General features: G+C 72.3%; 9 protein-coding genes. 3 read left to right on the top strand and 6 right to left on the bottom strand.

Going from position 1 to position 11559, the window contains the following annotated elements:
• Positions 1-6: 6 nt before the first annotated feature.
• From AB0C35_RS28360 to AB0C35_RS28335, 6 genes are all read right to left on the bottom strand, one after another.
• Complete coding sequence (locus tag AB0C35_RS28360) at positions 7-945, bottom strand: type II secretion system F family protein (protein ID WP_358462005.1); 939 nt, start codon at positions 943-945, stop codon at positions 7-9.
• Between the two features lie 25 nt (positions 946-970).
• Positions 971-2356 (bottom strand): CpaF family protein, encoded by a 1386-nt coding sequence (locus tag AB0C35_RS28355; RefSeq protein ID WP_358462002.1) that lies wholly within the window; start codon positions 2354-2356, stop codon positions 971-973.
• A gap of 3 nt (positions 2357-2359) precedes the next feature.
• Positions 2360-2740, bottom strand: a complete 381-nt coding sequence (locus AB0C35_RS28350; protein ID WP_358461999.1) for a TadE family protein — start codon at positions 2738-2740, stop codon at positions 2360-2362.
• Positions 2741-2745: 5 nt separating this feature from the next.
• Positions 2746-4326 (bottom strand): AAA family ATPase, encoded by a 1581-nt coding sequence (locus tag AB0C35_RS28345; protein ID WP_358461997.1) that lies wholly within the window; start codon positions 4324-4326, stop codon positions 2746-2748.
• A 7-nt stretch (positions 4327-4333) separates the two neighbouring features.
• Entirely contained in the window at positions 4334-5008 is a 675-nt protein-coding gene (gene cpaB / locus AB0C35_RS28340) for a Flp pilus assembly protein CpaB (RefSeq protein ID WP_358461994.1), read from the bottom strand.
• A gap of 69 nt (positions 5009-5077) precedes the next feature.
• Entirely contained in the window at positions 5078-6793 is a 1716-nt protein-coding gene (locus AB0C35_RS28335) for a hypothetical protein (protein WP_358461991.1), read from the bottom strand.
• A 942-nt stretch (positions 6794-7735) separates the two neighbouring features.
• On the opposite strand from AB0C35_RS28335, the gene AB0C35_RS28330 reads away from it, so the two are divergent.
• Genes AB0C35_RS28330 through AB0C35_RS28320 form a run of 3 tightly spaced genes read left to right on the top strand, consistent with a single transcriptional unit; the run spans position 7736 to position 11517 of the window.
• Positions 7736-8023 carry a DUF4282 domain-containing protein gene (locus AB0C35_RS28330; protein ID WP_358461989.1) on the top strand — a complete coding sequence of 96 codons (288 nt, stop codon included), beginning with the start codon at positions 7736-7738 and terminating at the stop codon, positions 8021-8023.
• A gap of 12 nt (positions 8024-8035) precedes the next feature.
• Positions 8036-10393, top strand: a complete 2358-nt coding sequence (locus AB0C35_RS28325) for a serine/threonine-protein kinase (protein ID WP_358461986.1) — start codon at positions 8036-8038, stop codon at positions 10391-10393.
• The gene (locus AB0C35_RS28320; RefSeq protein ID WP_358461984.1) at positions 10390-11517 is read left to right on the top strand and encodes a response regulator receiver protein; all 1128 of its coding nucleotides are present in this window, start codon (positions 10390-10392) and stop codon (positions 11515-11517) included. Before AB0C35_RS28325 ends, AB0C35_RS28320 begins: the two co-directional genes overlap by 4 nt.
• Positions 11518-11559: the final 42 nt, after the last annotated feature.

Here is an 11559-nt window from a genome sequence, read left to right as displayed (position 1 = left end):
TTCACCTCACACGTCGATCCGGGTCATCCTGCGGATGATCAGCAGGCTGGTGATGAACAGGCCGGCGGCGACGCCCAGGATGATCTGGCCCACGGGCTTGCCGCTCATCACCCGCAGCGCGTCCGGCATGATCACGTTGACCATCGCCAGGCCGGCGATCCCGAGCAGCCCGATCGCCCAGTTGGTGACGACCGCCTCGCCCATGATCGTCTTGACCTCGCGGCGGATCTCCTTGCGCTCCTCCAGCGTGGTCGCGATGGTGCGCAGCGCGGTGACCAGCGAGCCGCCCGCCCGCGCGGACACCAGCAAGGTGCTGATCAGCACCCCGAGCTCGCGGGACGGCAGCCGCTCGCCGAGGTCGCGGAGCGCCTCGTCCACGGGCTGGCCGAGCCGCAGCCCGTCCGCGGTGCGGCGCAGTTCCTCCCCGGCCGGGTCCGCCAACTCGTCCGCCGCGATCTCGATGGCGGTGCGCATGACGAGGCCGGCGTGGGTGGCGTTGGACAGCACCCGGGCGAGCTCGGGCAGCTGGGCGATGAACTCCTCCCGGCGCCGTTCCTCCCGGCGCCGGACATAGGCGAAGAACGCGAAGCCGACGCCGATCGCGGCGGCGATCCCGAAGACCGGGGCCATCCACTGGCCGATCAGAAAGATCGTGAGGGTGCCGGTCGCCGTCATCAGCGCGAGGAACGTCGACACCCGGATCCGCATCCCCGAGGCCGCCAGCCGCCGGGCGAGCGACTTGCCGGCGGACGTGCGGCGGATCGCGACGTCCAGCCGCCCCATCAGGCCGGTCATCCTGTCGTCGGAGACCAGCGCGGAACGGGCGACCAGGCGGCTGCGCTGCCCCCAGCCGATCATCAGGTCGCCGACGCCCCAGACGGCCAGCGCCAGGGTCGCCACCAGCATCAGCAGAATCACCGGCAGTGGCAGGCTCACGGCGGACACCCCCTCGTCTCCTCGTCGATGCGGTTCATGGGCCCACCCGCGGCCCGTGGCCGTTCATCCCGCCGCCCGCCGGAGGCCCGCTCCCGTGTCCCCCGCCCTGGGCGCCGCCGCCCGTGGGACGGGCGAACGACGGCGGGACGCTCTCACCCGCGTGGAACAGCTTGCTGAGCAGTGCGTCCGGCAGCGGCAGCGGCCGGAACACGCCGCGTACCTCACGGTCCGGGCCGATCGGCCGAGGCTCGAACCGCAGGGCCGGCCGCAGCGCGGACGCGTCGCGCCGGGCCGGGTCCACCACCGCCACCTCGGTGATCCGGCGGGACCCGTCCGGGCCGCGGCTCAGCTGGACCACCACGTCGACGGCGCTGGCGATCTGGTCGCGGATCGCCTCGAACGGCAGCTTGACGTCGCTCATGCTGGCCAGCGTCTGGAGGCGGTGCACGGTGTCCTCGGTCGAGTTGGCGTGCACCGTCACCAGCGAACCGTCATGGCCGGTGTTCATCGCCTGGAGCATGTCGAGCGTCTCGCCGCCGCGGACCTCACCGACGATGATCCGGTCCGGGCGCATGCGCAGCGCGTTGCGGACCAGGTCGCGGATCGTGATCGCGCCCTTGCCCTCGATGTTGGCCGGACGCGACTCCAGCGGGATGACGTGCTCCTGCTTCAGCTGAAGCTCGGCGGAGTCCTCGATCGTGATGATGCGCTCGTGATCGGGGACGAACGCCGACAGCGCGTTCAGCATCGTCGTCTTCCCCGTGCCGGTACCGCCCGAGATGACCAGGTTCAGCCGGGCACGGACGAACGCGGCCAGCAGCATGCCGGTGGCCGGGTCCATCGACCCCATGCCGACCAGTTCCTCGATCGAGTAGGCCCGAGGGAAGCGCCGGATCGTCAGGATGGGCCCGACGAGCGACAGCGGCGGCACGATCACGTTGACCCGCTCGCCGGTGGGCAGGCGCGCGTCCACCATCGGGCTCGACTCGTCCACGCGCCGGTTGACCTGCGCCACGATCCGGTCGATGGTCTGGTAGAGCTGCTCCTCGCTGGCGAACCCGGTGTCCAGCCGGTGCACCCGGCCGGCCCGCTCCACGAAGATCGAGTCGGGGCCGTTCACCATGATCTCGGTGACGTTCGGGTCGGCGAGCAGCGGTTCCAGCACACCGAGGCCGAGCGCCTCGTCCACCACCCGGCGGATCAGGTTGGCGCGCTCCCCGGCGGCGAGGACCGGCCCCTCCCGTGCCACCAGCAGCCCGACGACCTTCTCCAGCCGGGCCCGCCGCTGCGCCATCGTCAGCCGCGCGAGCTCGTCGAGGTTGATCTCCTCCAGCAGCCGCTGCCGCCAGTGCTGGACGGTGTTCTTGCTCGTCCGGTCGCTGGCCGACCGGTCGTCTTCGAGGCGATCCTTGAGTGCCATCGCTCACCCCAGCGGCAACGTGACGGTGCGCTTCACGGTGTAGTCCAAGGGCACGCCCTTGAAGAGGAGCGGGAGCTTCGCCTCCACGTGGCAGTAGACGGCGTCGGTGCCGTCCACCGTGGTGGTTCCGCCCTCGATCTCGTAGTCGTTCAGCCATGTGGGCCGGACGCTGTTGGCGTACTCGACGCACAGTCCGGGCTCGTACCGCTGGCTGGCCTCGCGGGCCCCGGTGCGCGCGATGTTCTCCACGCGCGACACCGTGGTGAAGGAGATGTAGGCCTGGAAGGAGAGGAAGATGATGAAGAACGCGATGGGCACCGAGCCCGCGAACTCGAGCGCCACCGCGCCCTTGTCGCCCCGGCGCCGGGTTCGGTCCACCGCCACGGCCCTCACCCCTCACCCTCGTCGACGATCTTGGTTCTGGTCTCGATCCCCCACGAACTGCGCAGCCCCGGGATGAGGATCGGGGTGTCGATGGTGACCACGGCGTAGCCGTCCACGACGTTGATCGTCAGATGCTCGCGGTCCTTCCAGTCGCCCTTGATGCGGCTGATCGCGCGGCGGCGGACCTCCTCCCGGTTGGCCTTGGCCTCCGGGGTGGCGCCCTTGTCGTACCCGATCACCGCCACCGCTCGGGCCGCCTCGTTGGCCGCGTGACTGGAGTAGGTGGAGGTCAGCCCGACCAGGACGACCTGCCACACCAGCAGGAAGATGAGCACGATGAGCGGGAGGATCCCGGCGAATTCCACCGCGACGGCGCCCGCGTCGCCCTGCTTCTGCGGGGGCGGCGGCGCGGCGGGCTCCGGCTGCGGCGCGGTGCCGAGCAGGCCCAGGTCGGCGGCGGCCCTGCCGACCGCCTTGCGGAAGTCGGAGTTCTTCACCGCCGCCGGCGTGCCGGTGTTCGCGGCCTCCTCCAGTGCCCGGAACACCGCCGGCACCGCCACGCCGCGCAGCGGGGAGCCGACCATCTTGCGCGCCAGGTCGGGCTGGATCTCGTTGCGCTTGTCCTGCCGCGTGAGCAGGACGCTCATGTCCTCCTCCTTGCGGATCGCGAGCCGCGCGAACATCCGCGCCAGCCGCCGCGCGGACCGCAGCGCCGGCACGTCCGGGGTGGCGACGATGACCGCCTCGTCCGCGAGTTCCACGGCCATCGCGTTGGCGTCGGCGACGTGCGTGCCGCCGTCCACGATCACCACGTCATACCGGGACCGGACGACGGTGAGGATCTGCCGGACGGCCCGCGCGGAGATCTCCTCGGCGTCCTCGCCCTGCCCGGGCGCCAGCAGCAGATGCGGTCCCGACGGGTGGACGAACAGCGCCTCGGCGACCACCGCCCCGTCCAGGTCGCCGGCCGCGGCGGCGAGGTCGGCGATGCTGTGCCGGTGCTGGACGTCCAGATAGCCCGGGATGTCGCCGTTCTGCAGGTCCATGTCGACCAGGCAGACCGTCTGCCCCGCGCTGGACGCCGCGATCGCGAGATGGATCGCCAGGGTGGTCGTGCCGACGCCGCCCTTCGCCCCGCACAGGGTCACCAGCCGGGCCAGCCGGCCGCCCTGCCCCGGCACCTCCGCGGAGGTGAAATGCCGCCGCATGGTGCGCGACCACTCCGACGCCTGGTGGACGCGGTTCTGCAGCTCCGACAGGGTCGGCTCGTTCGAGATGACCCCGCGCGCGCCGGCCGCCATCGCCCCCGACAGCGTCTCCGCGGTCGCCTCGTCGGCGATCAGGATGACGGCGAGCTGCGGCTGGCGGACCACCATGTCGCGGATCAGGTCGAGCGCCGGCAGCGGCCCGAGGCCCTGGTGCACCAGCACCACGTCCAGTTGCGGGACGGTCGCGACCGTGCTCGCCAGATGGCTGGACGTCGTCTCCACCGCGATGACCTTGATGTCGGCCAGCTCGCGGAACTGGCCGGTGAGCGAGGAGGCGAGGTCGCGGTCCTCGATCCCGAGCAGTACTTGAATGGTCATCGCGGGCTCACCTCGCCGGGATCGTCTCGCAGACCGGGGGGAGCTTGACGCCGTCGACGCCCGTCCCCGACCCGCCGATGAGCGCGAGCCTGATCTTGTTGGCGAAGCTCTCCTCGCGGGTGAGCTTCAGGCTGTCCGCGGCGCTGAGCGCGAACGTCATCGGCACCTGCGACTCGGTCACCGAGGAGTTCCGCTCGTCCTTGACCTTGGTCTCCTGGCCGATCTGGATGACCCGGGCCGCCTTGACGATCCGCGCCGCGCAGGACTGCTGCTTGTCGCCGTTCTGCTTCTGGTAGGTGGCGTAGATGTCGACGGGCATGCCCTCGTGGACCTTGCCGGCCACCCCGGTCTCGGCGTCGATCATGATGGCGATCTCGCGCTGGCCGGGCTGCAGCGTGGGGCCGGGGACGAGCATGCCGGTCTGCAGGTGGGACCCGGCCGGGAGGTCGGCCGCGGCGACCTTGCCCTCGAGCTGCGCGACGTCGGTGACCATCGTGTCCGGCGACCACTTCTTCGGCACCCGGACGCGTTCGAGGTCGTCCTCGGTGATCGGGGCGAACGCCTTGATCGGCCGTTTGAGCTTGAGCACGTCGGTCTTCACACCGACCTCGGCCCGAACAGAGCCGACGTAACCGATGATGCTGACGAATACGGCAACGGCGCCGAGCGCAGCCAGGATCATCAGCAGAACTCCACGGCGCTGGCGCGGGTTCATGGGACTCCGTTTCTCTGGTCCGGGGGTCGGGAGGCTTCAGCGGGGGCGCGGACGGAAGGTGACGGTGCCGGCGCGCGGCCAGTCGTCGTCGTCCGGCGCCGTCCGGGACGCCCGCTCGGGGTCGAGCGGCTCCGCCTGCCGGGATGCGGCACCGTTGAGGAGCCGCCCGATGGACGACGCGCCCTCGGACGGGGGCACCTCGTCGGCGTCGGCCTCGACGTCGGCGGATTCGGGAGTGTCCGTGAGGTCTTCAGGTTCAGGGGTGTCGGCGGGTTCGGGAGTGTCGGCGGGCTCGGGAGTGTCGGCGGGCGGGACCGCGTCGCCGGTCCGGCGGGACTCGGGCGGCGCGGGGTGATCTGGCGGGGCGGGATGATCGGGTGAGGCTGCGTAATCCGGTGAGGCGGGGTGATCGGGTGAGGCGGAGTTGCCCCAGGAGTTCGGCGGTGTCTGCGCGCGTGTCCGGACCGGCGCCGCGAGGACGGGTTCCCTGCGCGTCGGCGGCTCGGACGTCTCCTCGGCCTCCGAGACGGGCGTGACCATGTGCGGGTCGTGCGGGTGCAGGGAACGCGGCCACTGGGGTCGCTGGGGCCGGCCCTCCTGAGGCTGCGGACTCTGCGGCCGTGTGGGCGGGGCCTCCGGGTACTCCGGCCGGGTTTCGTCCGGTGCGGGGACCTGCGGCGCGGACGGCTGCGGGCGGGCGGCCGGCGGCTGCACGGGCTGAGGCTGCACGGGCTGCGGCTGAACCGGTTGGGGCTGAGCCGGCTGAGGCTGAGCCGGCTGGGCCTGAACCGGCTGAGGCTGAACCGGCTGTGCCTGAACGGGCTGGCCCTGAACCGGGTGCGATTGAACCGGCTGCGGCTGGGCGGGCTGGGGTTGCGGGCTCGGCGGCTGCGTCCGTCCGTGGAAGGGCTGGGGGGCGGAGGCGGAACCGTCGCCCGGCTGGACCATGAAGCAGAACGGGCACTCGGGGAGGGCGGTCGGCTCGCCGCACCAACCGCAGGGCCGGTAGTCGGATCCCGCGAGCAGCCCCTGCAGCGCCTGCGGGTGCCCGCTGAAGGCCACGAACTCGGCGTACTTCTTGGCGCCCCAGTATTCGGCGCTCATCGGCTGCGGGGCCACCGGGGTCATCGAGACCGCCGCGATCGCCGGACACAGCTTGTGCTGAAGCCAGTCGACGTCGCCGTTCTCGTGGCTGAACAGCATCAGCACGGGATCGACCGGGCGCGAGGCCGGCTCGGCGACGGGCTTGACCGAGGTGATGCGGTGCACCGCGGGGTGAGGCCCCGCCGACACCGAGAAGCCGTTGCCCGGCAGGTAGGACGACACGTGCGCCGCGAGCCCGGTCTTGATGTGCTCCAGGCGGGCGACGCTGTTGACCCAGGCTCCGGCGTAGACGCTCTCGCACAGCCGCAGGGCGAGGCTCGCGAGGACTCCGGGCCGGGCGTAGGAGGACGCGAACGTCAACTGGTCGGCGATCAGCGAGAGGGCGAGCGGGGGAACGTCGAGCGGCAGGCCGGCGATGCGGTCGGTGAGCAGGGCGGAGCGGGCCAGCCGGACGAGCCGGTGCGCCTCGGCGCCCTTCCACGACGGGTAGATCACCAGCACGGCTTCCCGCCGGCCGAGCGCGTACGCCATGTGATCGATGAAGGCGGGCGGCACTTCGCCGCCGCCGCCCAGGCCGAACCGCTGGGCCACGGTGGCCTGCAGGATCCCCGTGCTCGGAAAGTCACCGGCGAGTACGACCGCTGTCACGGGCGCCTCGGCTCATTGTCGGGCCTCACCGGGCCGCCCCCTCCTGTTCTCCACAGCGGACGATCACCCGCGACCGCTTTTCGCCTGGTTGCGAGTACGCTGACGTTAGTCACCGCGGTTGTCACGACTCAAGCGATTAGCCCTTCCCGCGGGTGAATCGCAATTGAACCGTGGCACCGCATTGTTCGATGGCGCCCGCATGCCCCCGGTTCCACTCACCGGACAACAAGTTCGAGGAATCTGGATGTTGCCGTCTGACCTGGGGAAACGCTGATCGCAGAGCTGCCGGGGCAGTCGGAGGCGGTGCCCGCGAGCACTCTCGGCCACCCGCGGCAGGTACAAAACGTCCACTTCGCCTCCCGGGAGTGGCATGGCCCCACAGCATTGTCCCGGAGTGGACGGAGCTGATCAACACCGGAGCAAAAGACCACAGTCGGCCAAAAATTAGGCCCCAGGGCCCTGGACATGACTACACAGCGAAGTTATGACCAATGTAATTGAAGAGTGGACCATTAATGTCGCAGGTGGGGCGCTTGCGCCGCGCCAGGCCCGGCTACAGAGAGTGCCGGGGGTGTGCGGTTGAGATTCCCGATGCAGGACCGGAGACCCGGGCCTCCCCATGGCGCCGTCGCCGCGCGGCTCGTTCCAGCGCGGGGCCGGGCGCAGGCTTTAGAGTCTCCGTGTAGGCGGCCCACACTGGAGACGACGGCGATGACGAACCCACCGGACCCTGGTCACACACCGCGCCCTCCGGGGCCGGGTCAACCGGGCGGTCCGTACGGCCCTCCGCCGCGCGAACAGCCCAGTGGCCCTTACTCCGTTCCGCCGCAACAGCAGCAACCGGGCGCGGTCCCCGGCCCCCGTCCGCCCGGCCCCGGCTTCGGGCCGCAGGACCAGCAGCAGGGCTGGGCACCTCCGCCGAGCGGTCCAGCGCAGAAGAGCTTGATCGGGTCTCTGTTCGACATGAACTTCGACCACATGATCACCGCCAGGCTGGTCAAGATCATTTACGTGATCGCGCTGGTTCTGATCAGCATGGTGGCGCTCGTCGTGGCCGGGTACGGGCTGGCGTGGCTCGCGCAGGGCGCGACGTTCCTCGCGCTCCTGCTGCTCGTCGCGGCTCCGCTCCTCTGGGTGTTCCAGCTGCTGACGGTTCGGATCCTCATGGAGTTCGTGATCAACCAGTTCAAGATCAGCGAGTACCTGCGGGCCATCAAGGACAAGGACTAGACGGAGCTGCCGGTGGGCGAGTTCGACGGGACCGGGCCCGGTGGCGGTCCCCCGCCACGGGACACGCGCCGCGACGCCGGTGCGACGCGGCGCGACTCGCGGGTGCCGGGGCCGCGCCCGGCCTCGCAGACATGGCGGGACGGGGCGGCCGCCGGCGACTCGCTGATGCGGCTCCCCGCGGTGCTCGGCGAGCGGTACGAGGCGATCGCGGAACTGCCGGTGCAGGGCGCCGAGTCGGATCTGCTGCTGGTGCGGGACGCGCGGGGCGACGAGTACGTGGCGAAGATCTTCCGCCGCGGGTACAACGCCGACCGGGAGGTGTGGGCGAAGCTGCCCGCGCTGGATTCGCCGCACGTGCTGCGGATCCTGGAGACCGGGCACGCGGACGGGCGCGACTACGAGGTCGCCGCGTACGCGCCGGACGGCAATCTCCGGGCGCTGATGCGGGAGGGTCCGCTGCCGGCCGGGACGGCGGGTGAGATCGCGGCGCAGCTCGCGGCGGGGCTGACGGCGCTGCACCGGGCGGGCATCGTCCACCGCGACCTGAAGCCGGAGAACGTCCTGGTGCTGGGCTCCGATCCGGTGCGGCTGGCGATCGCCGACTTCGGGCTGAGCAAGGTGCTCGACCAGAGCGTGGTGTTCGCGTCGTCGTCGCGGACGCTGGCCTACGCGGCGCCGGAGTCGCTGTCGGGGCAGGTGTCGCCCGCCCGCGACTGGTGGTCGCTCGGCATGATCGTCCGGGAGCTGGCCACGGGCCGGGCGCCGTTCGAGGGCCTGAGCGAGACCGTCGTGGTCGACCATCTGGCGACGCGTCCGGTGAGCGCGGACGACGTCGCCGACCCGAGGCTGCGGCTGCTGTGCCGGGGCCTGCTGGCCCGCGACCCGCGCAGAAGGTGGACGGGCGAGCAGGTCGACGCGTGGCTGGAGGGCGGTTCGCCGCCCGTCGCGGAGGAGAGCGTCCAGGCCGAGGCGGGCAGCGGCCTCCCGTTCAGGGGACACCGCTACACCCGCCGGGACGAGCTGGCCCGCGCGCTCGTCGAGAACTGGGACCACGCCGCACAGTACTTCTTCGGACGCGGAGAGTCGGGCGAGGCGTGGCGGAGCCTGCGCGAGTGGCTCGCGGAGATTCCGGACGACAGCCGCATCGGGCTCGTCGACGGCTACCTCATGACGGCTCTGGCCCCGGACGTGAAGCTGCTGCATCTGGTGCGGTGGCTGGATCCGGCGCTCCCCCCGCACTTCCTCGGCCGGCGGCTGACCGCCGGCGACCTGGCCGGTCTCGCCGTCCTGGCCGACGATCGCCGCCACGCCGACCATCGCACCGCCTGCCTCATCGGGCGGGCGCTGTGGGAGCACCACCTCCTGCACGTCCTGGCCGGGTTCGAGACCGGCGAGGACCTGTCCCGGGTCGACGACCAGTGGCGCGCCCACGTGTCGGCCTGGAACGACCTGGCGCGCTGGCTGCGCGACCAGGACTCGATGCCGCAGGGGCTCGCGAGGCGGCTGCCCGACGCCGGGGCCGAGGAGCCGCCCGCCGTCCTGCTCACGCTGCTCGCGCTCGCGGCGCGTCCCGCCGAGACGCACCGGCTGATCGCCGAGGGCGCGGCGCGGGCGCGCGAGTCGATCGCCGACCCGGTGCCGTGGTTCACGTGGCTGGCGGACGGCGCGGGCGACGATCCGCTGCGGCTGCTCGCGGTGACGCTCGCCGCGGCCGAGGCCGTCGTGGAGACCGAGGCGCGGGCACGCGACCTGAACGCCGCGCGGCTGCGGGACGAGGCGCTCCGCGCGCAGTGGGAGGAGCGGGAACGGCAGCGGCTCGCCGGACGCGGTTCGGCGACGACGCGGGCCGTGCTCTGGACGCTGCCGTTCCTGTTCTTCTGGCTTCTCGGAAGCTGGGTCGTCGGCTCGCTGTTCGGCGGCGGCGACGGCGACGGGACGGCCTCGGTCGGACTGCAGAGGTCGTCCTCGGGCGTCCCGTTCGGCGTCCTGGCCGTCTTCTCCGTGCTCGCCTGGGCGGTGCACTGCGGCAGCGAGGTCTTCCTGGCGCGCACGCAGGGCAAGGACTATCTGCCCCAGGGGCCGTGGTCGATGATCTCCGGTTTCCTCGGTGCGAGCGGCCGCGGCCTGTCGAAGGCGTCCCAGACGATGACGGGCGCGGCGCAGAGCACCGGGCGGCGCGGCTGCGGGTTCCTGCTGCTCGCCGGGACGATTCCGCTGCTGCTCATCGTGCTCCTGCTCGGGGCGCTGACGTCCATCGCGAGCATGCTGTGGCTTCTCCTGCTCATCGTGGGGCCCGCCGCACACGCCGTGGGGGCGGGCGTGCGGCTGCACCAATGGCGCCAGACGCGGACGACCGGAGGGACCTTTTGAGCAGCGGGATCGAGGCGGACGTCGTCCTGGACGCCGCGGTGGTGCTCAGCCTGGGCATGAACCGTGTTCTCGGCCGCGGCGCGGGGCTGGCGGGGCGGGGGGCCGAGGCGCTCGCCGCGCTCGCCGAGGGACGCGCCGAGGCGCGGGCGGCGGCCCTGGCCGAGGTCGAGACGCACGAGCGGGCCCTGCGCGAGGTCGTGGAGCGCAACGCGCGCATCGCGGCGCTCGCCGAGACCGGCGCGAAGATCGGCGCGGAGGTGGCGCTTCCGGAGCGGCTCCAGCCCGGCGAGCAGTCCGCCGAGGAGCTGACCGCCTGGTGCGCCGCCGCGGACCCCGTCCTGGACGAGGCCGAGCGGAGCCTGTCGGAGCATCTCGCCGCCCAGGTCACCACGCAGATCTTCACGGCCCCCGCCGAAGCGCTCCAGGCCGACACGGAGCGGAGCGCGCCGCCGCCGCGCCCGGCGGACGACGTCCGCGCGAACCTCGAAAGAATCATGACCCGGCTGCTGCCCGACGTGGCCGAGGCGGAGCGGCGGGCCGTCGCGGAGGCGGCGGGGCTGCTCGCCGGGATCGGCACGGCGGAGGAGGCCGAGGGCGTCCTGCAGGAGGTGCGGCTGCGGATCCAGGCCGCCAACCGCCGCACCGAGGAGCGCCGGGACGAGGAGCGCCGCCGGGCCGCCGAGCGCGACGCCGCCGAGCAGGCCGAGGCCGAACGCCGCTACGTCCTCGACTCGATCACCACGGCGTTCGAGGACCTGGGGTACGAGGTCCAGGCCGGGTTCGAGACGATGACGGCCGAGGACGGCACCGTGACGCTGACGAAGGGCGGCTGGCCCGACCACAGCGTCCGGATGCGGGTCGACGACGCCGCGCACGTGCGGGCGTCGATGGTGCGCGAGCGGCCCGCGCAGAGCGAGGACGACCGGCGGGTGGACGTGGAGCGGGAGCGGGAGTGGTGCGAGGCGTTCGAGGCCGCCAGGGACCGGCTGGCCGGCGCCGGGATCCGCTCGGACGTGGCGTGGCGGCTGGAGCCGGGGGTCCGCGAGCTGCCCGTTTCGGCCGCGCCGGGGCAGACTAGGGGCCGTGCGGGCCAACGCGAGCGCCACCGGGAGCGTCACAAGTGAAGTGCCGGAAGCGCCCGGGGGCGTGATCGGAGTGGAGCGGAG

The organism is Spirillospora sp. NPDC048819 (assembly GCF_040650055.1).
GTDB lineage: Bacteria > Actinomycetota > Actinomycetes > Streptosporangiales > Streptosporangiaceae > Spirillospora.
Note: the sequence above shows the minus strand (reverse complement) of the source record. Positions and strands in the feature narration are given on the sequence as shown.

Bases quoted from the DNA above. Each gene is read 5' to 3' on its own strand.
- AB0C35_RS28355 (WP_358462002.1), bottom strand. From the start codon at position 2,356: ATGGCACTCAAGGATCGCCTCGAAGACGACCGGTCGGCCAGCGACCGG.
- AB0C35_RS28345 (WP_358461997.1), bottom strand. From the start codon at position 4,326: ATGACCATTCAAGTACTGCTCGGGATCGAGGACCGCGACCTCGCCTCC.
- cpaB (WP_358461994.1), bottom strand. From the start codon at position 5,008: ATGATCCTGGCTGCGCTCGGCGCCGTTGCCGTATTCGTCAGCATCATC.